The organism is Pseudomonas sp. NFIX10 (assembly GCF_900111955.1).
In the GTDB taxonomy this organism is placed as follows: domain Bacteria; phylum Pseudomonadota; class Gammaproteobacteria; order Pseudomonadales; family Pseudomonadaceae; genus Aquipseudomonas; species Aquipseudomonas fluorescens_AA.
In genome coordinates, this window is record NZ_FOKH01000009.1 from 62,970 (window position 1) to 87,933 (window position 24,964).

Here is a 24,964-nt window from a genome sequence, read left to right on the forward strand (position 1 = left end):
CCGCGTTTCGTCCCAAGGGTGAGCCTGACTTTGCTGTCAGCCTGACACTCGCTAAGATCGCAGAAAGGCAAGAACAGACATGCAGAGGAGAATCACCCCATGACCTCGAACCTCGCAGATCTTTATAGCGACTACATCGCCTGCCTGAACGCACAGGCCTGGGAAAACCTGGGGCATTTCGTGCACCCGGATGTGGTTCACAACGCGAGACCATTAGGGTTGCACGGCTATCGAAGCATGCTGGAAGCGGATTATCGGGCCATCCCCGACTTGCGCTTTGCCATTGAATTCCTGGTGATCGACCCACCGAAGTTGGCGGCTCGCCTGGCCTTCAATTGCACGCCGGTCGGGGAATTCCTGGGCCTGGCGGTGAATGGGACACGCCTCTCCTTCGCCGAAAACGTCTTCTACGGGTTCGAGGACGGCAGGATCCGCGAGGTCTGGTCGGTGATCGACAAGGCAGCGATCGAAGCTCAGCTCCGATCAGCGTAGCGGATGCCTCAAGGCTGCAGGTTATCCAGGCCAGCTCTTCCCCATGGGTGACGGAGCAGAGCATTGACAAAGCCTTGACTAGAACTTATGGCATGGCTGGGTGGCTGAGCGATCAACCACCTCGCTTTCCCAAGCCCTAGAGCATCGGTGAGCTGCTCACCACCCGTAGCGCCAACCCCTCGAACGCATCCAGCGTAATGGTGAATTCGCCCTCGGGCGTAAGGTCGCCTTCGACCCGCTCATTGATGATGTCGACCACCGGCCCCGGTGCGATATTGGGCAAGTGCAGGGTTTCAGTGATCGGGGTCGAACCGAAGTTCAGCGCGGTGATTTGCGTACCTTTGCCAGCCGGCAGTTCGTGAACCATAATCAGCAGCCCCGGATGCTCGACGTCCGGAATCAGTATCTGGCGACTGGCGGCGATGTCGTAGGCACGGCGCGCAGCAAGGATCTTGCGCAACTGCGAGACGAACGAATCCGGATCTTTCAACTGGCTTGGCAAGCTGCCGTACAGGGTCTTCGGACGCGGCATCTGGCCGGCCGACAATGCCGCATCAGGGTTGAGGTCCACCAGATCGTAGGCACCGCGATGAATCCAACGGGTATCGCCGTCGCCCATCAGATGCTCGACCTGTTCGGCCGGCAACGGCAACGCGCCGACCAGATCCCAGCCAGACAATGCGAATACGCCGGGTTGCATCGCGTTATACATCACCAACAGCAGATGAACCTGGCGAATCTGCTGGATATCCGCCGTCGTAATGGCCTCGAGATCGCGAATTCCCAGCGCTGCAGTGATGATGCTCGCAGTGGTACAGGACACGCCGTTGGTGACGAATTTCAGGTTATAGGGCGCATGCTCGCCAGTGAGGCGCTCGTACATCTGCTCGCGGATGTGCTCGCGCAGGATGCTGCCGGGAAAGGTCTGGCCCTGATAGAGGTAAGTATCGTGCGCGTGCAGGGTCCAGAAGTGCACCAACTCCAGGGTCAATTCATCATGGTTCTGCAACGCATGAATCAGCGAACCCGGATCGATGCCGAGGGTGTGCATCTGCCGCAGCATCAAGCGCAGGAATTCGGCATCGCCCATCAGCAAGGCGTGCTGGTAGGCGGGTCGGGTGATGAAGTCGTAGGAAAGATCAGCCCCTCCGTGGGACATGGCGGCGATATCGTCTACGGTCAGGTTCAGTTCCTGGAAGCTGAAGCCGCCGGCCTTGCGAATCGCTCCAGCGAGCAACTGGTTTGCGGTGATCGATAGCGGATGGCTTTCGGACCAGGCGGTACCCTCGAGCTTGCGCTCGACGCCAAGAAATCCGTTGGCGTCCAGACGCAGGATTTTCGCCCCCGAGACATCGATGGCATGCAGCGCGTCCCCGATGATCATCTGCTGAGCGGCAAAGGTCGGGTCCAGCCAGTTCAGCGAAGGCTGCCCTTCCTTGAAGTAATGCAGATAGACCCAACGGCGCGGCTTGCCGTCAACGCCCATCACCACCGGGGTCGCACTCCAATCGGTTTCCTTGACGCCTGGTTCGAAGAAGATCACCCGTTGCAACTGTCCGACGATGTAATGCTTGTCCCGCAGCACGTCGACCTGCTGCGGGGTGAGGTTCTGCGCATCGCGCCCCTCGGCAATGTCGGGCAGCAGCGGCCAATCCTCCTCGCGGATTTCCACCATGTGGTAGAGGCCCGGATAATCTCCATACGCCATCTCGGCCAAACGAAAATCCGCACCTTTGCCGGTATGAGACGGGATGACATCCTCGATGACGACCGCATTGTGCGCGGCGGCCATTCGGGTCAACGCTTGCAATTGCGCCTCGGTGCCCAACTGCGGGTCGATGTCGAAACCGATGCGGTCGAAATTGCCGTCAATCGTAGGGGTGTAGTCACTGCCCGAAAGGCCACCGGACCTTTTCAAAGGGCCATTGTGGATGCCTTGGATACCGATTCTCGACAGCGCATGCCATAAGGTTTCATCCCCCAGCGCTTCAAGCACAGTGCCATTTTCGCGGGTAACGATGGAAGCCGGATACGCAGTGAACCACACCGAAGCCAATGCCGAGGCGTCGCGAGGCCGAGTATGCGCATAGGGCTGCTGCCACATCCGTCCCTGGCCCGAGTAGAGCTTGGCGCGCTTCCTCGCAGCATTGAGCATCGATTGTTCGACCAGCCAGTCGACATGATTTTTCTCAGCTGCCGTCATGGACACAATCACCTCCGTCATGAAAAACCGCAGTCGCCCCTCTCCAACCGAAGCGCCGCTCGTTTTCATAGGAGGCCACCACGCGACATTCGTTGCATCGAATCAGGAGAAAGCCTGCGAGGTGCAATCGGCCAGCTCTACTCAGTCCTTGACGGGCCTGATCTTGCCGCTGAAAACCCTGAATCCGTAGGTGTTGTAAAAGAGCGTCATTGGGATCAAGACGGCAAAGCCGATAAGCATGAATCGCTGACTGACCGGCCCCGAAGCAGCGTTCGACAGCGTAACGTCAGGCGGGACGATAAGCGGGTATAGCGTCGCGACCATAACAACAAATCCAATGACAAAGACCCCGATCGCACAGAACAATGGCAGGTAATGAAACTGCGTTCGGAACCCTGCAAAGAAGAGCATCGTCAGGGTCAACATTGAAACACTGGCAGGAATCAGGATTTCCGGCGTCGCCAGCCGAGTCGCGTATTGGCTGGCCAAGGTCGACGTCCACCCCACAAGAATCATCAGCAACACAATCGTCAGACATGAAAGTGCCTTTGCTTGCGCACGTACCTTTGATTGCAGTTCGTCTTCCGTCCGCCAATAAAGCCAACATGCTCCCAGCCACAGATACCCCACCACCAGGACCGCGCCGCAGAAAATGGGAAATGGGCCTGACCATTCCCAGCCCGTCCCGCTGAACTGACCATCCCGGGACGACACACCTTGAACCAATGTCCCCAATACTGCCCCCTGGCACATACCCGCTACCCATGATCCCAAGCCAAGCAGCAGGTCGATAATCCGCTTTAAGCCATGGCGAGTAGCTTCATCGCGAAACTCCAGCGCCATTGCGCGAACGATCAGGGCCATGAACATGATGATGAAGGGTATATAGAGCGCCGGCAGCAGAACTGCATATGCCTTGGGGAATAACGCGAGCAGCCCACCGCCACCCAGCACCAGCCAGGTCTCATTGGCATCCCAGATAGGCAAGATGGAAACCGCCATGGCGCGACGATGCCTGGCGCGCCGGGTCACACCCATCAGCATTCCAACGCCAAGGTCGGCGCCGTCAAGCAACGCGTAGCTGATCACCGAAAACGCGAGCGCTGCGGCTGACAGCAAAATGATCCAATCCCCGTCGGCCATCTACCCTCCCCACTATTTGCCGATTTCATCGGCAATCGTCGGCTGTGGCCCAGCTTCGCCTACTCCTGCGGGTTGGCGCAAAATACGCAGGAGAACCCATAGGCCGATTCCAAATACCACGAGATAAAAACCCAGGATGAGTAGGGTCGAGGTCAGGATTTGCTGGTGCGATATTCGGGAAACGCTTTCTGCCGTCCGCAACAGGCCCCAGACCGTAAATGGCTGCCGGCCTACTTCGGTGACTACCCAACCGCTTAGCATGGCCACGAATCCGGAGGGCGCCATCAAGACGCACCATTTCTGCAACCAGCGGGCATCATAGAGACGCGTTCTGCACCTGAGAATCAAGCTCGCGACGCCCAAGCCGAGCATCAAAACGCCCACCCCCACCATCACGCGAAAGGCCCAGAACACGACAGGAACCGGCGGGATATCCTGCGCGGCGAATTCATCCAGCGCCGCGATTGTGCCGCTCAGATCGTGACGCAGATACAGCGAGGCAACTCGAGGGATCGCCAACTCAAGATGATTGCGACGCTCCTCCATGTCGGGGATGGCAAACAAACGTAGCGGTTCCCCGGCGCCCTCTGGCGGGCGGGTCCAGGTCCCCTCCATAGCGGCCACTTTCTGCGGCTGAAACTTGAGGGTGTGCTCCCCATGAAGATCCCCTACGACGATCTGAACCGGTGCCAATACTGCCACTGCCCACAAAGCCATGGAAAACTGCACCCGCACATGTTCGCGGGTATGATCCCGTAGCAATTGCCAAGCAGATACTCCAGCGACAAATAGGGCCGTTCCTAACAGGGTGGCCAACATCATGTGGGTGAATCGATAGGAGAAAGACGGATTGAAAATGATCGCCCACCAGTCCTGCGCGATAAAACGGCCGTCAGGCCCAATCGCGTAACCGGCCGGCGTCTGCATCCAGGAGTTCGCCGACAAGATCCAAAACGCGCTGATCAGCGACCCCACCGCTACCGCAGATGTGGAAAAAAAGTGCAGACCTCGGCCGACCTTTTTCATGCCGAAGAGCATTATTCCCAAAAACCCCGCTTCCAGAAAAAAAGCCGCCATGACCTCATAAAACATCAGCGGCCCGATCACCTCCCCCGCCATAGAGGAAAGGCGTGACCAGTTAAGGCCAAACTGGTATTCCAGGATCAAGCCAGACGCCGTTCCAATTGCCACATTGAGCGCAAAGATTTTCAGCCAGTAGCGGTAGATGCACAGGTAGACCGGGTTTCTTCGCCATAGCCAGAGCGCCTCCAGCACCATCAGGAAATTAGCCATGCCAATGGTGAAGGCAGCCAGCACGATGTGAAAACCGATAGTGATCGCAAACTGGGCACGGGCGGCCAGCAGGGCTGCCTCAAAACTCTCCATGTATCGTCGGACTCCGGAACCTAAATGGCTTGATCCTCATCTGGTATGGCATTGTCCGCCTCCGACGCGCTTGGCTGCGCTCTGATCAGTACCACCGGAATGGATTTAGCAGCAGGGACCTTGCTCTGTTTCGCGTGGTGCCAGAGCGGAATCAACGGGTTTGACTCAGGATAATAGGAGGCTGCGCAGCCTTGCGGAATGTCATAAGCAACGATCTGAAAAGGACCAACCTCTCGCACGACCTGCGGCTCGACTGCCGTGCGCAACCGCACCCATTCGCCGGGTACATATCCCAAACGGACAATATCGCTTCTATTCATGAAAACGACGCTTCGAGTACCTTTAACGCCACGAAAACGATCGTTATAGCCATAGACAGTTGTGTTGAATTGATCGTTGCTGCGCAAGGTCATCAACTGCAGGACACTTCTACGATCAGGATCTACCTCATCGACATCGTCGTCTTCATCAAGATTAGACGGCGATACGAACTGCGCTTTACCGGAAGGCGTCGTCCATTTGCGCTGGCTCGCCCCCAGCGGACGGTGAAAGCCGCCTGGCTCCCACATGCGGGATTCCATGTCATGGAAAATGTCCGGGTATACCTCGCTGATGGCCAGGCGAATTGCGGCGTAATTTTGTCGCCATTGTTGCCAGGGTATTCGGGTCTCGCCGCCGAGAGTGGCTTGCGCGAGACTGGAAATAATGGACACCTCAGATAATAGCTGACCACTGGCGGGCTCGGCAGTACCCCGCCAGGCGCGAATACACCCCGTACTGTCTTCGGTGGTGTAGCTCTGCTCTACATTGTTTTGCCGGTCGATCTCGATTCGACCAAGGCAAGGTAGCAGCCAGGTATGCGTGCCAGGAACAAGATGGGTCCGGTTGAGTTTTGTGGCAACCTGCACGCTGACAGCCAAGGCTGACCATGCAGGCTCCATGCGATTGGTATCAGGGACCGCTCGCAAGAAATTGCCACCCAGTCCGATGAAGCCTTTGACGCTGCCATTCAATATTCCCTCGCAGGCATCTACAGTCGTCAGCCCTTTTTGTTCTGGAACCTTGAAGCCAAACAGCCGTTCAATTTTCTCCTTGGGCACTTTGGCCGGGTCTTCGGTAATACCGACCGTTCGTTGTCCCTGGACATTGGAGTGCCCCCTCACTGGGCAGATACCGGCCCCCGCTTTACCCATATTGCCGCGTAGCAGCAAAAGGTTTACCAGCATCTGCACGTTTTCAACACCTTGCCGATGCTGAGTCATGCCCATGCCGTAGACCACCATCACTTTTTCACTTCGTGCATAAACCGTCGCCGCAGCCTCCATGGCGGCTCTTCCAAGACCCGAGATCCGCTCAAGCTCTGCCCAGTCATGGCGTTCTACCTCGGCTTGAAACTCAGAAAATCCTTCGGTGTGCTGGGCAATGAACTCGTGGTCGAGCACCGTCTCGCCACCACTGTTGCTGGCGTGCTGTTCCATGTGGAAGAGGGCCTTGGCTATCCCCAAGACCGCTGCGGTGTCTCCGCCTATCTTGACTTGATGGTACTGGGTGCTGATTAACGTTGACTTAGGTCCAAGCATTTCGGCCGGTGATTGCGGATTGACAAAGCGCTCCAGCCCTCTCTCTCGGATAGGGTTAAACGTAATGATGGGGACTTTGCGCTTCCGGGCTTCCTGGAGCGGATGAAGCATTCGTGGACTATTACTTCCAACATTCTGGCCAAAGAAAAAAATGCAATCCGTGTGTTCAAAGTCAGCGAGCGTCACAGTGCCTACAGGTACACCGATACTTTGCTGCAACCCCACCGAGGTGCTCTCGTGACACATGTTCGAGCTATCCGGCAAATTGTTGGTGCCGTACGCGCGCGCGAAGAGCTGATACATGAAAGAAGCTTCAAGAGAGGCCCGACCGGAGGCATAGAACACCACCTCGTCCGGAGAAAGGCTGCGCAGACAATCACCGATTTCACCGAAGGCCTGCTCCCAGGTCGTCGTTACGTATCGGTCCGACTGCGGGTCATAACGCAGCGGGTGAGTAAGCCGACCCTGTTGTTCCAGGTCGTGATCGCTCCAGTTGCGCAACTCGGTCAAGGAATGTCGTTGAAAAAAGTCGGGGCCGGTGCGTAAGGACGTTAGTTCCCAGGCGGTTGCCTTGGCGCCATTTTCACAGAACTCCAGTGCATGGGGGTCGCCGGGCTTGGCCCAGGCGCAACTCACGCAGGCAAAACCGTGAGGCTTATTTTGCCTGAGTAAAGCTTTTGCCCCCTTAAATACAGCCTGTTCTCGCCATAGGATATTCAGGACCGAATGAGCAGAGCCCCACCCTCCCGAGGCGGATGTATACGGACGAAAACGAGCAGAGGGACGGATCAGTCGCATGGTGCACCTTTACGAACCCGAAGCCATAGCAATGTGTCTAAATGTTACGAGCTTACGGCTTTTGAAAGGTTCATGATTTCTCCATGGAGCGTTACCTCCCTCTGGACGTTCGCATCGGGACGAGGAGAAGCGGCAAACCTCGGCCTTTTGACCCCAAGGCATTCAAACAAAGGATGCTGAAGGTTTATGGCTGAATACCGCCTCAATCCCGCCGCCGAGTGTGCCCAAAAAACAATGCCCCGAAAAATCGGGGCATTGCTTCAAGCGTCACTGCCAGGTTTTTACGCGATGTGCAGCGCCCTTCCCTTGACCTCTGTCAGCGCATTGGCCAAAGCGACGTGGAAGAGTTCAACCAACACGTCGACTTCTTCAGGCTGGATAATCAACGGCGGCAGGAAACGCACAACGGCTCCATGGCGCCCGCCAAGCTCCAGAATGACACCCAGGCGCAGGCATTGACGCTGGATGGCCTGGGCCAGGGCCGTGTCCGCTGCCGGTACACGGTTATCGCTCGGCGTATCGCTGACGATCTCCACCCCCACCATCAATCCTCGGCCGCGGACCTGACCCAGGCACGCATAATCGCTTTGCAGCCGACGCAGATGCCCCATCAATCGTTGCCCCATGACCTCGGCGTGCCCAGGCAAGTCTTCGCCGATGATGTGGCGCAACGTTGCAGCCCCCGCCGCCATTGCCATCTGATTGCCGCGGAAAGTGCCGGCATGGGCGCCTGGTTTCCAGGTATCGAGTTCTTCGCGGTATACCATCACGGCCAGCGGCAGGCCGCCGCCGATGGCCTTCGAGAGCACGAGGATGTCCGGCTCGATATCCGCATGTTCGAATGCAAACAGTTTGCCGGTACGGCCCAGCCCGGTCTGTACTTCATCGATGATCAGCGCCACGCCAAACTTGCGCGTCAACTGGCGCAGGCCCTGGAGCCAACGGATCGGTGCCGGGATCACCCCACCCTCGCCCTGTACGATTTCGACCACCACGGCCGCGGGTGGCAAGACGCCCGATTCCGGGTCACTGAGCAGTTGTTCGATAAAATGCAGGCCTGCATCGATCCCGGCTTCGCCGCCAATGCCGAACGGGCAACGGTAGTCATAAGGGTATGGCAGGAACTGCACGTCAGCCATCAGCGAACCCAGGGCCTGTTTGGGCCCCAGGTTGCCCATCAGGCTCAATGTTCCCAGCGTCATGCCGTGATAGCCGCCAGAGAACGACAGGATCGGTTTGCGTCCGGTGGCCGTCCTGGCCAGTTTCAAGGCCGCCTCGATGCCGTCGGCACCAGTCGGACCGCAAAACTGGATGCGCGCATGACGGGCAAAATTTTCCGGCAGCGCGTTGAACAGGTCTTCGACGAAACGATCCTTGACCGGTGTCGTGAGATCCAGGGTATGCAAGGGCAAGCCCGAGTCGAGCGTTTGTCGCATGGCCGCAATGGCTACCGGGTGATTATGCCCCAACGCCAGAGTCCCCGCCCCCGCCAGGCAATCCATGAACAGTTGCCCCTGGGTGTCGCGGACATAGAGGCCATGGGCTTCCTGCAGCGCCAATGGAATACGCCGCGGGTAAGACCGGGCATTCGATTCACGGGCGGCCTGGCGTTGCAGATACGGGTTGGTATTCAGTTCACGCGGCGCTTGCTGACGAAACTGTTCCAGCGTGAAGGTTGCGCTGGAGGGTAGACGGGGCTGGACGCTTTCCATATTGAATCCCTGAGGTGAAGAAACTCTGTCGCGGGCGATCAGCCCTGTCCTTGTTCCTGCATGGCCTGGCGCAAGCTTAGCGGGCGCATATCGGTCCAGACCTTTTCGATATAGTCCAGGCACTCTTGCTTGCTGCCGCTCACGTCGAGCGTGCGCCAGCCGTTGGGCACACTTCGATAATCCGGCCAGATTGAGTACTGCTCTTGATCATTGACAACCACCAGAAAGCGCGTATCCGGACTGTCCAAACTCATTGCTTGCTCCTTGACGGGTATGACGGGAAGGATCCTACGATACAATACTAATGGTATCGATTCTCATTAATATCTCAAATTTTATGCTTGTTTCTCAAAATTTCATTTCGACGTCGAACAGTCGCATCGCGGCAATACCCTGTTTATACTTCGAGCCCTTCTGAACGATAACCTCTCTCAATTCGCGGTCCACGGATGAGTCGATGATCCCCAGCCTTGCCCCGCTGTTCACCGGTCCGCTCGCCGACCATGGTGAAAAGCTGCAACTGCGCAGCCATCCTCGTACGGACGTACCGGGAGACAGGTTCTTCCAGCCCGGGCATTTCAATGCGTTCGTCGATGACTTGCAGGCACGGTACAAAACCGATGAGCGCCTGGCCCTGGTCTCGCTGTGGTCCAAATGGTACTTCAGCACATTCCTGGCACCGGTGATGGCGGCCAATCTGCTCCAGCAATGCGATCTGCCGCTTGCCCTGGCCGACACGGGGATACAACTGGGCCATGACGCCAGGCCACAAGCGTTGCACCTGCCCCATGCGGGCCGCCCCTTGCCCCCCTGCACGGCCTTCGAACGATTCCATGCCCTGATCGAGGGCCACCTGGAGCCCGTCATCGAAACCCTGGTCAGTGCCTCCCGGGCGTCGCCCCGGTTGTTCTGGAGCAATGCCGGCAATACCTTCGAGTTCGTCACCAGCCGTATCGACCTTCACCCGCTGGCCAACGCAGACAGCACCGCACCGGCCAGAGAAATCCTGACCGGCCGCCTGCGCCCCAATGGTCAGCGCAATCCGTTGTTCGCCCCCGTGCATTATCAGGATGTCGGCGAAGACGAGCCGCAGCGCCTGAGGCGCATCTGCTGCATTCGCTACCGCCTTCCCGGCGTCGGCTATTGCAGCAGTTGCCCCCTCGATGAGTGCAAACGGCAGGAACAGCCCGCCTGATGGCAACGCTATTTCGCCAGTTGAAAGGGGTTTTCCGCCGTTCGGTCATAGTCCACGAGATGGCCGTAGTCGAGACGATAGACCCGGTCGGCGACATCGAAATAACGGTCGTCATGGGTGATTGCAATCACGGTCTTGCCGGCCGCCTTCAGCTCGGGTAGCAGTTCGTTGTAGAACACATGACGGAACACCGGATCCTGATCGGCCGCCCATTCGTCCAGCAGGAACACTTCCCGGCCTTCCATCATGAGCAGCAACAGCGCCAGGCGCTTGCGCTGGCCCTGGGACAGCGCCGTGGTGGACAGGCGCCCGGCCGCGAATTCAACTTTATGAGCCAGCCCCAGGCGGTCGAGATAGTGATCCACCCGCGCCTCGAGCCCTTCATGGTTGCCAGCCTCGCCCAGCACATCGGCGAACAGGTAGAAGTCGGCAAAAATGGCGGCGAAATGCTCGCGATGCCACTCACTGGTGCTGGCATCGAGTTCCACGCCATTGAGCGAAACCTGCCCCGAAGTGGGCACGTAGAGCCCTGTCAGCAGCTTGGCCAGGGTCGATTTACCGCTGCCATTGCCACCGACAATGAAAATCAACTCACCGCGACGAATCGACAGATCGATCGGCCCCAGCTCGAACGCGAACTCGTCACTCTGGCCCGGATAGCGATAGCGCACGTTTGACAGGCGCAACTCGCCGAAAGGTTGTGCCGCTTGCGCAGGCGTCGTGAACTGCACCGTCTCACCCAGCGCCAGGGCATCGATGGCTTGCAAGGCGACATGGCCGCGAATGACCGCGGGAATGGCGTCGAGGATCATCGAGATCGGCGTGCGCAGAAACATGATCGCCAGCACGTAGCCCACCACCACCTGTTGGCTGAGCAACCCTAGCCCCTGGCCGAGAAAGAACAGCGTGCCAATGAGCACGAACACCAGCAGTGTCGTCCAGTTCAGGTTCACCGCCCACAAAGTGTCGGCCCGTACCGACGCGTCCAACGAGGCCCGCGCGATGGGTTCGAGCCTGTGTTCATAGAGCAAGTGGCGGCGTTCCCGGCTCAGGCCCAACTCGCAACGGCCCTGGATGGCGGCCTCGAATTGTTCGGTCAGTTGATCATCCTGCCGTCGTACGGCCTGCATCAGGGTCTTGACCTTGCGTCCGAGCAATACATCAAGCCCTACTCCGAACGCGATCACCCCGAGGGTCAGAACGAAGAACGGCAGGCTCAGCCAGGCCATATAGGCCAGCCCTGCCAACAACAGCAGACCGTTGTACAAGGAGATCGGCAGCTGCTTGAACGCCGTGGCGACGGTGGTCACGTCCTTGGTCAGCGCGTTGTAGATACGCGGGCTGCCCAACCGTTCGATGCGTTCGAGTGCAGTGCCCAATACCTTGCCCACCAGCCGCAGGCGCAGCTGGTAGACCAGGCGATGGCCGATCTGCACCAGCAACCATTGCGAGATGACACCGCTGATGAACAACAGGATCAGCAAACCGCCGAACAGCACCAAGCCCCGGCCGATATCATCGAGACCGTGGTCCAGGCTGCGGTTGATGTAGCCGATCAGGCCGATGCTGGTGGCTGCACTCAAGGCGCTGCTCAGGATCGCCAGCAGAATGCGCCATCGAGCGTCATGCAGCAGTTCTTTCAATAGGATCATGAGGCCGACACCACCTTGGCAGAGGTTTCCAACAATAAAGGCAACAGGTTTTCGACCAAGCGCGGCTCCCCCAGTATCTCGTGATGGCCCACGTCCAGCGTCCACTGGCGAACAGCCTGCCGGGTATGCGCTTGCCACTGGGCGCGCAAGTCGGCATGGGCATTGCCGCGCCAGAGCCACAGCGGTACATCGACGGTGGGCAAGGCATATTCGTACAAACGCAGCTTGATTGCCCGATACTGCGCCAATAGTGCGAGCAAATCAGCATCGGCGGCTTCCCATTGCAGGTGCGCACGCACCTGGGCATCGTCGAGCAACCGGGCAACCCCCTCGGCGTAGTCAAGACCGGCCAGCAGCCCCGTCAAGCGCTCGCGCAGTGACTCGCCCATGGGCTGGGCGTGGCTGCGGCAATAGAAAGCGAAATCGGCAATCAACTGGCCCGCCTCATCGCCCTCGCCGGCCAGGCTGCGCTGTGCATCGTGGTCGAGTACTGCAAGCCCTTCGACGGTAAAGCCATTGGCTTGCAGATGGGGGATCAGCGCCAACGCCAGGCGCGACGCCAGGCTCCAGCCCAGCAACACCAACGGACGCTGTTTCAACTGGGCGGGGATGCTTGCCACGTATTGCTGCAACAACGCGTCCAGGTCGCCCTCACCCCAGCCATTTTCCAGGGCGGCCAAGCCAAAGACAGCGACTTTGCCGCTCAGATTGTCTACCAGCGGCTGATACGCCTGCAGGTGCCCTTGCGCGCCGTGCACCAGCAGCAAGGCCGGCGACTGTTCATCAGCGTCATGCAAGACTTTCCAAGGGCCACCGCTGTCGTCGTTGCCCAGGCCGTGGACCAGATCACGCACGGTATGCCGTTCGAACAGCAGGTTGGTAGGCAATTCGAGCGACAGCCGCTCGCGAATCAGCGATACCACTTTGATCGCCGCCAGCGAGTGCCCGCCAACGTTGAAGAAGTGGTCGGTCACCCCCAGGTCGTCAACGCCAAGCACCTCGCACCAGATGGCCAAGATGGCAGTTTCCAGCTCGCCGACAGGTGCCACGCGAGTGCTCTGCAAGCGTTGCCGGGCACGTTCGAGCAGGCTCTTGCGATCCAGCTTGCCATTGCTGTTGAGTGGCAGCGTCTTGAGCGCAAGGACAGCGCTGGGCAGCATGTAGTCCGGTAGCTGGCGAGCCAGGGCGGCGCACAGCTGTTCGGTGGTCTGCCCCCCAGTCTCGTCCCTGACCACGAAAGCCAGCAAGCGTGCATGATCGCCTTCGCCGTCCAGCAGGACAGCAGCCTGCAATACGCCTGGCTGAGCCAACAACGCCTGCTCGACTTCCGCCAGCTCCAGGCGAAACCCGCGGATTTTTACTTGCTGATCATTGCGTCCAAGCATGCGCAGTGCGCCATCGGCCTGGCGCAAGGCGAGATCACCGGTGCGATACAAACGGCTGCCACTGAGCGGATCGACACCAAAGGCACTGCCTCCGGCACCGCCCACATAGCCGCGCCCGACACTGGTGCCGCTGATGCAAAGCTCCCCGGCCTGGCCGGGTGGGACCGGTCGTTGCTGGTCATCGAGCAAGTGGATGCGGTTATCGCCCAAGACCTGATTCAAGGCGCTGCCACTCACGCCCTGGTCGATATCGATCGCCCGCCACAACACCCCTACGGTGGTCTCCGTCGGACCGTAATGGTTGTACAGGCGACAGGTGGGTTTCGCTTGGGCCAAACGGTTCAGCAGAGGCTCACCGATCGGCTCGCCGCCCAGCACCAGAACCCGGCGCGGAAGCACCGCCTGGGTCGCGTGTTCGCCCATCAGCGCTTCGAGGTGCGAAGGGACGATCTTGAGCACGTCCAACGGGTAGCGCTGAAGTGCTTCGGCAAACGCCCGGGCATCCGTCACGGTGGACTGCTCCAGCACATGCACGCAGCCGCCCTGCAACCAGGCAGGAAACAGCACGGTATTGCCAAGATCCGCCAGCAGCGAGGACACCAGGCCATAGTGCCCGGCCTCCGGCAACTGGAGCGCGCGAGTCACCTGCGTGACGTAGTGACGCAATTGACCTTGTTCGATCTGCACACCTTTAGGCTTGCCGCTGGTCCCGGAGGTATAGAGCACGTAGGCCAGGTCTTGCGCCGCGCCCTGCACCGGCGAATCGAACACCGGCCCGGTGCATGCCTGCGACCAGCACAGCGTGTTCACCGAGGTATCGGGCAACAGCCCCTCTGCGTGCAGCAACAACGCAGGTCGAGCATCATCGATGATGCCGGCCAGACGCAGGGGAGGCTGTTGAGGATCCAAGGGCAGATAGGCAGCACCGACCTTGAAGCAGGCCAGCATCGCGATCAGCATTTGCGCCCCACGCGGCAGGTACAGGCCGACCACTTGCTCACGGCCGATACCGGCCTGACGCAGGCTGCCGGCAACCCGATCGCTCAGGGCATCGAGTTCGGCGTAAGAAAATATTTGCTCCCCATAGCGCAGCGCTGGCCGGTCCGGTTGTGTCCGGGCGTGTTCGCGCACGGTGGCGACGATATCGAGATCCGGCACCTGGGCGGGACGGGGCGGCAACGCCGACAGTTCCTCGGGCAAATGGGCATCGACGCCTTGGATGGGAGCGTTGGGCGACTGCACCAAGTGTTCAAGCCAATGGGCGAAGCGCTTGAGCAACACCTGCACCTGGGCTTCACGGTACAGACCACAATCGTAGGCCAGTGCCAGCTCTGCGCTGCCCTGGGCATCGAGCGTCAGCTGCAATTGCAGCTCCACCGGTGTATCGAAGGACAGGACCTGCAAGCCATGCAGCGACGGTGCATGCACGACACGCAGCCCGGTCTGGAAACTGGCGCGCCACTCTGGCAGCAGCTGGGCCTGGCCGACATACTCCTGCCAGGCCACGGCGTTTTCCAGTTGCCGGGCCAATGGCCGCGCCAGGTTGACCAAGGTGCTGTGCTCGGACAACTGCACCATCATCGGCAGGGTCTGCTCGAACAGCCCGAAGGCGCCCGATAGCTCCTCGTAGTCATCACGAGGATCGTGCTGCAAACCCAACTGGCCGTGCTGCTGCCCATTGAGCCTGCCCAGCAATGCCCCCCAGGCAGCCAGGACCAGTGGCTCGACAGCCACACCTTCGCGCTCGGCCAGGGCCGTCAAGGCCACCGGCAGTGTCTGCGCAAGCGCTAGCCGGACAACGGCATGGCTGCCGCTGGCGATGCCATAGCGTTCGATCAGGCGCATGCCCGGCACTTCCTGCAGGGCTTGGTTGCGCCAGAACTGCGCGCCCTGCTCGGCATCTTCGTCCAGTTGCAGGCCATTGATCCATTCGACGTATTCACCGTACTGCATGGGGTCGGCGTCCAAGGTCGCGGCGCGACCCAGCAACTGCTCTTGCAACTGGATCAGGCTGCGCGTGTCCAGCGAATACACCGGGACCGCCAAGAGCAGCCAATCGTCGAGCAACCAGGCCAATACATCGGGTTGTTCGGCCAGGCAACATTGCTGGGCATCGCGCAGCCATGTTTGCTCATCGTGCCCGTCACCCGAGCGCCCCTGACGCCATTTCAGGCGCAGGTCGCCTGGCTCGACAACCCGTTGACGCAGGCCGGTGGCGCCGACCGGACGCTGGTAGCGCAGACGCAACGCCTGATGCTGCTGCAAGCCGTCACGCAGGCGCTGTTCGACGATGCCTCCGGGCACGCCCGCCAGCTGCATGCGAACCCAGCGCCAGGCGTGCGGATTGGCCTGGGCCAGTTGTTTTTGCTGGGGTGAAAGCGTGAGTCCAAGGTCCATCATGGTTTCCACTCTGCCTGTGTCTCTCCGGTCTGCGCCGGCGCAGCCATCACTTGGTCACGACCATAGATTTCCCCCATGGCCACGACGATTTTGCGCTCGCCTTCGAACGGGTCCCGGGCGTGTGCCGCCATCATGTTATCGAGCATGACCACATCCCCCTGTTGCCAATCGAAACGCACGGCACAACGGTCATAGGCCGTGTTGATGGCCTCGATGGCCTCGGGCTCGAGCTCGGAGCCGTCACCGTAGAACACCTGCCTGGGCATCGAGGCTTCACCGTCGCGTAGAAACTGCTCGCGCACATCGGCATCGAGAAAGGCCGGGTGATACAGCTGAATCTGATTGAAGAAGCTCTCCTCTCCCGTCAACGGGTGCAGGATGACCGCGGGACACACCTGCCGGGTGTGCAGATCGTTGGCGCCGCGCCACTGGAACTCGATATTGCTCTCACGGCAGATCCGTTCGACGTCGGCACGCTCCTGGGTCTGGAAGAAATGCTGCCAACTGACGTCCAGGCTGGCACTGAAATTACGCACGTACATCAGTTGTTTGCGTCGCAGGTTCGCTTGCAGCCAGGCCGGCAGTTCACGGTAGACCTGGCGGCTGTCGACAATCGGGGTCGCGCCACCGGACGTGGCGGGCGTCTGGCAGTAGAACCATTGCCGGCGCGGCCAGCGATGCTGATGAGCACTCTCGTTGTGAAACAGGATCATCCGATCCTTGGGATAGGGCGTGGACTTGTAGATGTTCTTGCCACCCTCCTCCTTCGGCAGGTCACCGTACTGACCATACAACTGAGGGCACAGAGCCTGGCAAAAAGCTTCGAAAGCCGCCGGCGTCGGCAGATCAAAGCCACGGAAGACAATGCCACCGTGTTCGAGCAGCCAGTTCTCGACCTTTTCACGGTTGGCTTCAGCCCAGATGGCCGGTGCCAGTTCGCGGTCGCGCAGTTGAATCGACAAGGGGAACTTCGAGCCTTCGCGCAGCGGTCGGGCTTCGAAGGGCTCACGGGTAACAGGCGACCCGCTCTGGCGCATCTTGCCCAATTTGCTCATTTTGCGTTGCAGCGGATTGTCCGTGGACATTGCGTCAGCTCCTCCTGGAGTCGGAATCAAGGTATCGATTGGGTTGTCTGGCGCCCCGAGGGCCAGGTCCAGCAGCGATTGGAAGGCATCACGCAAGCGTTCAACCGTGCCCCGGCGAAACAGGCTGGTGCGATACACCCAGCGCAGGCTGATCCCATCGCCGTCTTCGCTGGCGAACAGGGCCATGTCGAACTTGGAATGGTGCTGCTCGCCCGTCAGTGGCTCGACCTGCAAGTGGCCAAGTTGGCGTTGTTGCCGCGGCGTGTTGTCGAGCACGAACAACGTTTGCAACAGCGGATGCACATTCGCCACCCGTGGCAGTTCCAGGCATTCGACGACACGTTCGAACGGCGTGTCCTGCCAGGCGAACGCTTGCAGGCAAACCTCCCGGACCTGCTGCGCTTGCTCACGGAAACTCAACTCCGGTTGCAGGCGGATACGCAAGGCCAGCAGATTGACGAAGAAGCCGATCAGAGACTCCGTGGCAGGATGCTCGCGGTTGGCCACATCCGTACCGATGACCAGGTCACGTCCCTGGGTTTCGCGCTGCAGCACGGCGGCATAACAGGTCAGCAGCACCATGAACGGCGACGTTGCGCTGTCTTGCGCGAACGCCTTCAACCGGCCAACCGTGGCCGCCGGCAACTGAAAGTCCAAGGCCGCACCGGCGCCGTTGTCACGCTCCGGACGTGGGAAATCGAACGGCAGTGGCACTTGCGCGGGAATGCCGGCCAGGGCCTGTCGCCAGAAATCCAGGCCTTCACGCTGACGCCGCTGTACCGCCGCGGAACCTTGCCATACCGCGTAGTCGACGTATTGGATCGCCAGTTCGTCTTGTGGCGGCAGAACACCCGCGCTGTAGGCCTCGTAACCTTGGATCAGTTCATCGACCAGCACAGCGCCGGACCAGCCGTCGGAGGCAATGTGGTGCATGACCAGTTGCAGCACATGGTCCTGCTCACCGAGGCGGTACAGGACCGCCCGCAGCGGCGCCTCGCTGCCGAGGTCGAACGGTCGCAGCGCAATGTCGCGGGCATCGGCCGGCCACTGGGCCGCGCTCGATGCAATCACTTGCAACGCCACCGACAGGTGTCCGTGAATCCGCTGGTACAACTCGCCGCCGCGCTGGTGATACGTGGTGCGCAAGATGGCATGGCGTTCCACCAGCCGATGCAACGAGCGCTCCAGGGCGTGGCCGTCCAGCGGGCCGCGCAAGCGTACGGTGCTGCTCATGTTGAAGCTGCTGTCAGCCAGATCCAACTGTTGCATCAGCCAGACCCGCTGCTGCGCCGAGGACAAGGGTTGATCGATCTGTCGGTCGACATGAGGAATCTGCAACGAAGCCAGGTCCAGATGAGGCGCAAGACCTTCGATGCGCTGCGCCAGGTCCGCCAGCACCGGCGTTTCGAACAACCAGCGCAACGGCACTTCAAGGCCCTGTTCGCGCAAGCGCGCACGCACCTGGGCCGCCATCAGCGAATGCCCGCCCAACTGGAAAAAATGCCCGTCGGCAGGAATCTGCGACTGGTTCAACACCGCCGCCCAGACCTCGGCCAGCTGTGTCTCGCTGGCCGTCAGCGTACGCTGGACGACACCCGCACCGCTGACGTCCAACTGCACCTGTGGCAGTTGTTTGCGATCCACTTTGCCATTGGTATTGAGGGGCAACTGCTCCAGTGCCTGCAAATGCGTCGGTAACATGTAGGCCGGCAAACGCGCCTGCAAGTAGTTGCGGATCGTGGCTTCGTCAGGTGGGTTGTCGGAACTGGCGACCCAGAAGGCGGCCAGGTGCTCGCCTTGCACGGTCACGACCGCCTGCAGCAGCTCGGGGTGGCTGAGCAGCACGGCCTCGATCTCCCCCAGTTCGATGCGATAACCGCGCAATTTGATCTGATCATCGGTGCGACCGAGGTAATACAGCTGCCCATCGGGCTGCCAACGCGCCAGATCGCCCGTGCGGTACAACCGCCCGCCTTCGCGGCTGAACGGATCGGCAATGAAGCGTTCGGCGGTCAACCCCGGCTGCCCGGCATAACCGCGGGCCAGGCCGTCACCGGCGATATAAAGCTCACCCACACAGCCGGGCGGCACTTCGCACAGGTGCTCATCAAGGACATGGCAACGGGTGTTGAGCAGCGGCCGGCCAATCGGTGCGACGGGCGATTGCAGGGCATCGATCGGCGTCTGGGTGGACCACACCGTGGTTTCTGTCGGGCCGTAGACATTGACCAGGTGCGCCACGCATTGCCTGAGTTCAGTCGCCATCTCCGCCGCCAGCGCCTCACCCCCGGCCAGGGCCACACGCCCGGCCAGTGCCTGGCGATCGCCTTGCAACAGCATCGCCCAGGTGGCCGGCGTGGCCTGAATCAGATCCACGGCCTGGTGCTGGATCAGGCGCGCGAGCAACACGGGGTCCTGTCGTTCTTCATCGTCGGCCAGCACCACCGTGCCGCCGCGCACCAGCGGCAGGCACAGCTCCAGGCCGCAAATGTCGAAGGTCACGGTGGTCAGGGCCAGATAACGCTGCACATGTTCCAGTGGCAGCGCCTCTTCCATGGCCAGCAGGAAGTTGGCGAAACTGCCGCGACTGATCTGCACGCCCTTGGGCTGCCCGGTCGATCCCGAGGTGTAGAGCGTGTAAGCCAGCTGCTCAAGCGTCGTCGGCAAGGCCGGGGCTTGAGCGGAACACTGCGCCAATGGCAGGTCCGCCCACAAACAGCTACGCAGGTACCCGGGCAAATCTGCGGACCGCGTATCGCAGAGCAGCAATTGCGGCCGCGCCCGGGTGAGAATCTGCGCCTGGCGTGCCGGTGGGTGAGCCGGGTCGAGCGGCAGGTAGCCGGCACCGGCTTTCTGGATCCCCAACAGGCACACCAGCAGCCGTTCGTCTCGAGGCAGGCAGAAGGCGACCGTCGATTCCTGACCGATGCCCTGCGCCAGCAACCAGTGGGCCAGGCGGTTGGCCTGGGCATCCAGTTCGGCGTAGCTCAAGCGGCGATCGGCGCAGCACACCGCGATACGTTCAGGATGAACGGCAGCCTGTACTTCGAAGCGCGTGACGAAATCCGCTTCGCCACTCAAAAGCGAGGACGTGCCCGCCGTGGCCAGGCTGGCGACTGAACCCAGGGGCACTTCCAGCAAGCGCTGCTGAAGATCGACATTGACCAGGCTGGCGAGCAATCCCTGGTAATCCTCCGCCAGTCGTTGGCGGGTGCCAGGGCGCACCAACGCGGTGGCGTATTCGACGATCAGACCGGTGCGGGCGTCGGCCCCACGGCCTTGACTGAACACATTGAACGTCAGGTCGAACTTGGCACTCACCACACCATCGGGCAGCGCCAACGATTCCACGCTGATGCCGGGCAGGCTGAGGCTGCGCGCATCGCGGTGGTCAGCCTGATAGTTGAACATCGTCTGAAATATCGGCGTGCGGTCCAGGCTACGCTCGACATCCAGCATGTCCAACAATTGCTCGAACGGCAGCGCCTGATGGGCCAAGTCACCGGCCAATCGCCCGTTCAGGTCGTGGATAAAGGCTTGCAGGCTTTGCCGGGCATCGATCTGTACCCGGTGCGCCAACGTGTTGACGAACAAGCCGACCAATGCCTGGCTCTCGGCCGATTCGCGCCCTGCCACTGGCAAGCCAATGGCGAAGTCATTGCGCCCGCCATGACGCCAGAGCAGCAGTTGATAGGCGGCGAAATACAGCACGAAGGGCGTGACCCCCAATGCCCTGGCCCGGGCATCGATAGCCGCGCTCAACGGGCCAGGCAAGACAAATTCGCTACGGGCACCGGCGTACGCCTGCAGTGCCGGACGCGCGCAGTGGTCCGGCAACTCCAGCGGCTCGTTGCTCAGGCCTTGCAAGCGTTGTTGCCAATACGCCAGCAACTGGCTGCCCTGTGCGCCCTCCAGGTCGCGCCGCTGAGCTTCGATCAGCGGCAGCAACCCGGTGGTCGCGGGTGCGGCCTGGTCCTGGTAGATCAGCGCAAAATCCTCAACCAACAAGCCCATGGACCAGCCGTCCACGGCAATGTGGTGCACATTGAAGAGCAACCGGTAGTCACCCGGCGCCACACAAAACAAGTCGATTGCCAGCAACGGTCCCTGGACCAGATCGAAAACGCGCTGGGCGGCCGTGGCGATGGCCGCGGCCTGCTGCGACTCATCCAGGTCATGGAGGTCATGCGCGTTGAAGATCGCACAGGCCGTCTCATCCAGGCGCTGCCAGACCTGCCCTTGTGCTTCAAAGAATCGGCAGCGCAAGGCGTCATGGCGCGCGACCAGGGTCTGGCAAGTGCGTTGCAGTCGAGGCACATCCACGTCACCACGCAAGGCCAGCAATTGCGTCACGTTGTAGGCCGTTGCAGTCGGATCGAGCTGTTGCATGAACCACACCCGTTGCTGGGCGTGGGACAGGGCACGCGGCGACGCCAAGGCTTCGGTTGCCGGCGGTGGTGCGACTGGTGACACTGAGCAGGTCAGTACCCCGGCCAGTTGCCGGGCGGTGGGGTTTTCCAGCAGTTGCCGGGGCATCAGGCGCAGTTCGGCCTGACGCAGGCGCGCGATCAATTGCAGGCTGAGGATCGAATCCCCGCCCTCGGCAAAGAAGTCAGCGTCCGGCCCCAGGCCGGGCTGCCCAAGCAGTTCGCGAAAGGCCGTGAGGACGGTCAGCAACACGGGGTCCAACCGCCCATCGATGCACAGGGCCATGGCCGCCAGGGTGGGATGTTGCAGGACATCGCGCGGTTGTAGCTTGAGCCCTTCGCGCGAAGCCAGGCCGATCAATTGCAGGCTCAGAATCGAATCGCCGCCGAGGGCAAAGAAATCATCTTCGCGCCCGACCTGGGTGCAGCCGAGGATCTGGCACCACAACTGCGCCAGGCGCTGTTCCGTGGCGCCACTGGGTGGCCGAGCGGAGACAGCGGACGACGCTTGCTCAGCCGGTTCAGGCAATGCACGTCGATCCAGCTTGCCATTGGCCGTCAGCGGCAACGCGTCCAGCACCGACCAATGGCTGGGCACCATGTGCTCCGGCAATTGACGCCTGGCCTCGGCTTGCAGGCTCTCCAGAACTTCGGCTGCCAAGGACGGACTGAGGTACGCCACCAGTTGCGTGCGCCCCTTCACTTCACAGGCCAGTACCACCCCTTCGCGAACCTGAGGCTGAGCATTGAGCCAGGCGCTGACTTCGCCCGGCTCAACGCGAAAACCACGGATCTTGACTTGGTCGTCCTGACGCCCCAGGAACACCAGCCGCCCCTGGCGATCCAGGCGAACCCTGTCACCGCTGCGATAGAAGCGTTGTCCTTGGGGTGTGGAACCGAAAACCTGGGCGGTCAGCTCCGGTTGACCGAGATAGCCCTGGGCGACCTGAGGACCACCGATCAGCAACTCACCGGCGACACCCAGCGGCACGGAGACCTCGTTGCCGTCGACGATACGCAGCTGGCAGTCCGATAACGGCTGGCCCAAGGGCAGATACAGCCCCGAGTCCAGCGAGTCGGGCGCAAGGATTTCGCCACAAATCACCCCCACCGTGGTTTCCGAAGGCCCGTAGTGGTTGAAGATGCGCAGTTGCGGCGCCAATTCGCGAACCCGTGCGAACAAGGTGGGGTCGAAACCCTCACCGCCCAGGATCAACAGATCCCTGGGCAAGACCCGTCGGGCATCGTCCAGGGCCAACAGACCGCGCAAGTGCGAAGGCGCAATCTTCAGGCAGTCCACGGGATGGTCATCAAGAAAGTCAGCCCAGCCGGGCGGATCGAAGGTCAACGACGCAGGCGGCAGGAGCAACGGATCGCCGGCGCTCAGCGCAGCGAACACGCACGTCAGCCCCAGGTCTGCGGCCACGGTCGCCAACGTCGCCCAGCGGCTGCCCGGCTTCGCTTGCAGGCGTTGACCCACCGCGCTCGCGTAATGCGCCAGGTTGCCGTGAGTGATCAGGACGCCTTTGGGCTGGCCGGTAGAACCCGAGGTGTAAATGAGGTAGGCCGGCAGGTGTGACTGGCTGAGGCTCTCACCCGGCCCCTCGGTGGCCACGGCGGACAAGTCGGCGGCGCTGAGCACCAGGCGCGCCATGTGGACGCCGGTTTCAGGGGCATCGGCCAATGTCACCCACAGGCTCGCGCCACTGTCCTGCAAGAGCTGCGCAAGTCGCTGTGGCGGCTGTGCCGGGTCGAGAAACAGACAGACCGCTCCACGCTGCCAACACGCCAGCGTCGCCAGCAGTTGTTCCGCGCAACGCGGCATGCACAGCGCAACCACCTGCCCCGGCCCAACGCCCTGCCCTGCCAACCGCGAAGCCAACGCGCGGCTTGCGGCACCGAGGCTGGCATAGTCGACGCTTCCCTCGACGCTGCACAAGGCCGCAGCGGTCGGCGTGTGCGCTGCCCAATGAAGCACCTGCTGGTCCAATGGCAAGGGGATCGCGCCCAACGCGGGCCCCCACACCTCGCTCGGCGGCGAAGCCAACTGAAGCTCGGCCAGACGGCACTGGGGATGACTCGACGCCTCTTGGAAAATCGCCAACAAGTCGTCCAGCATCTGCTCGACCGTCGCCGCCTCGAACACTTCATCGCTGTATTCCATCTCACAACGCAGGCCCGAATCAGCGCTACGCACCAGGCGCAGCGTGAGGTCGAAACGTGCATGACGCTGTGGCGGATCAAGGACTTCAACCGCGACCCCCGGCAATTTCAGCGTGCGGCTCTCGGGCAAGTCCACCTGGACGAACATGACCTGAAACAGCGGACTCGAACGTGGGCGCTCGATATTTTCGAGCACCTTTTCAAACGGCAGTAACTGATGATCGAAGGCCGCGGCGACGGTGTCGCGGGTGCGCAGCAGCGCGGTGGCGAAGTCCGGGTTGTCGTGCAGGCGCTGACGGATCACCAGGGTATTGAGCAGCGGGCCGATCAACGGCACCAGCTCTGGACGATCGCGTTGAGCGGCCGAAGTGCCCAGGCACAGGTCGGTCTCGCCGCTGTAGCGCGACAGCAGGCAACTGAAAGCCGTCAGGCCGTAAATGTACAGCGTCACCCCATGGTTACGAATAGCCGCCTCGACCGCTGTCGCCAGTTGCGGCGACAGCGTCCGGGCAAGCACCGCGCCGCTGTGGCGGCGTTGAGCTGGCGCCGGACGTGGACGGTCCAGAGGCAATGCCAGCGGCGCTGGCGCATCGGCCAGCTGTGCGCACCAGAAATCGATGTGCTGTCGGCAGCTTTCGCTGTCCAGCCAGTCCTGTTCCCAAGCGGCATAGTCGGCGTATTGGATGCTCAGTTCGGGTTGCCGGGCAGGCTCATCCACTGCCAGCGCCCGGTAAGCCTCGGCCAGTTCAAGGGTCAGTTGTTGAGCCGACCAGGCATCGTAGGCCACATGGTGAATGGTGAAGAACAACCAGGTCGATTGTTCCTGCGCATCGCTGAACGCCTGCCAGCGCCAAGGCGCCGACTGGCTGAGGTCAAAGGGTTCGGCCAGTTGCCGGGCGTACTCATCGGCGCACCACTGCTCATATTCGCAAGCCGCCAGGGCCAGCGGTTCGACGCTGGGCCGTGGTACTTGTTGCGCCTCGCAATGAGACTGCAACTGTCCTTGCGCGTCGGTCGTGTAACGGGTACGCAATATCTGGTGGCGGTCGGTCAACTGTTGCATGGCCTGCTGCAAACGTTCGCCATCGAGGCGGCCGTCGAAACGCAGTACCGAGCACAAGTTGTAAAGCGCACGACTGCTCAGCGCCTCCGCCGACAGGAAACGCCGCTGTGCCTGGGCCAACGGCAAGCGCCCATCTTCGGCGAGCATGGCGGGAACGATCGGCAGGCGCCAGCTATCGATGCCCTTCTCGGCCAGGCGCTGGCGAAAGATCTTTTTCTTGTCCGCGGGCAAGGAAGCCAGCCGCTGCGCAATCTCCAGGAAAGCTTGTTGCGTCATCGCA

At 61.1% G+C, this 24,964-nt stretch carries 11 protein-coding genes; 2 read left to right on the top strand and 9 right to left on the bottom strand.

Translation table 11 applies throughout. The features are described 5' to 3' along the window. The first annotated feature begins 99 nt into the window (after positions 1-99). Positions 100-492, top strand: a complete 393-nt coding sequence (locus BM321_RS10610; RefSeq protein WP_092326061.1) for an ester cyclase — start codon at positions 100-102, stop codon at positions 490-492. A 136-nt stretch (positions 493-628) separates the two neighbouring features. Here the strand turns inward: BM321_RS10610 and treS are convergent, their stop codons facing one another. The 6 genes from treS to BM321_RS10640 all read right to left on the bottom strand — a co-directional run bounded on the left by treS (position 629) and on the right by BM321_RS10640 (position 9,568). Then, the gene (gene treS, locus BM321_RS10615) at positions 629-2,695 is read right to left on the bottom strand and encodes a maltose alpha-D-glucosyltransferase (RefSeq protein ID WP_092442550.1); all 2,067 of its coding nucleotides are present in this window, start codon (positions 2,693-2,695) and stop codon (positions 629-631) included. 141 nt (positions 2,696-2,836) lie between these two features. Next, on the bottom strand, positions 2,837-3,838 hold the full coding sequence (gene cydB, locus BM321_RS10620; RefSeq protein ID WP_092442469.1) for a cytochrome d ubiquinol oxidase subunit II: 1,002 nt from the start codon (positions 3,836-3,838) through the stop codon (positions 2,837-2,839). Positions 3,839-3,850: 12 nt separating this feature from the next. After that, positions 3,851-5,224, bottom strand: coding sequence for a cytochrome ubiquinol oxidase subunit I (locus BM321_RS10625; protein WP_092442470.1), 1,374 nt, complete (start codon positions 5,222-5,224; stop codon positions 3,851-3,853). A gap of 20 nt (positions 5,225-5,244) precedes the next feature. Then, positions 5,245-7,602, bottom strand: coding sequence for an FdhF/YdeP family oxidoreductase (locus BM321_RS10630; protein WP_092442471.1), 2,358 nt, complete (start codon positions 7,600-7,602; stop codon positions 5,245-5,247). A gap of 281 nt (positions 7,603-7,883) precedes the next feature. Continuing rightward, on the bottom strand, positions 7,884-9,314 hold the full coding sequence (locus BM321_RS10635; protein WP_092442472.1) for a diaminobutyrate--2-oxoglutarate transaminase: 1,431 nt from the start codon (positions 9,312-9,314) through the stop codon (positions 7,884-7,886). A 38-nt stretch (positions 9,315-9,352) separates the two neighbouring features. Further along, positions 9,353-9,568: an MbtH family protein gene (locus BM321_RS10640; RefSeq protein WP_092326051.1), complete on the bottom strand. Its 216-nt coding sequence runs from the start codon at positions 9,566-9,568 to the stop codon at positions 9,353-9,355. 203 nt (positions 9,569-9,771) lie between these two features. On the opposite strand from BM321_RS10640, the gene fhuF reads away from it, so the two are divergent. Then, a complete protein-coding gene (gene fhuF, locus BM321_RS10645; protein ID WP_092442473.1) occupies positions 9,772-10,509 on the top strand; it encodes a siderophore-iron reductase FhuF in 738 nt (245 codons plus the stop codon). An 8-nt stretch (positions 10,510-10,517) separates the two neighbouring features. Here the strand turns inward: fhuF and BM321_RS10650 are convergent, their stop codons facing one another. From BM321_RS10650 to BM321_RS10660, 3 genes are read right to left on the bottom strand one after another with little or no spacing between them, the layout of a single operon-like run. After that, positions 10,518-12,161: a cyclic peptide export ABC transporter gene (locus tag BM321_RS10650; RefSeq protein WP_092442474.1), complete on the bottom strand. Its 1,644-nt coding sequence runs from the start codon at positions 12,159-12,161 to the stop codon at positions 10,518-10,520. Further along, complete coding sequence (locus BM321_RS10655) at positions 12,158-15,943, bottom strand: non-ribosomal peptide synthetase (RefSeq protein WP_256573408.1); 3,786 nt, start codon at positions 15,941-15,943, stop codon at positions 12,158-12,160. The genes BM321_RS10650 and BM321_RS10655 overlap by 4 nt, the downstream gene beginning before the upstream one ends. Then, positions 15,943-24,960: a non-ribosomal peptide synthetase gene (locus BM321_RS10660; protein ID WP_175534916.1), complete on the bottom strand. Its 9,018-nt coding sequence runs from the start codon at positions 24,958-24,960 to the stop codon at positions 15,943-15,945. Before BM321_RS10660 ends, BM321_RS10655 begins: the two co-directional genes overlap by 1 nt. Positions 24,961-24,964 lie beyond the last annotated feature (4 nt).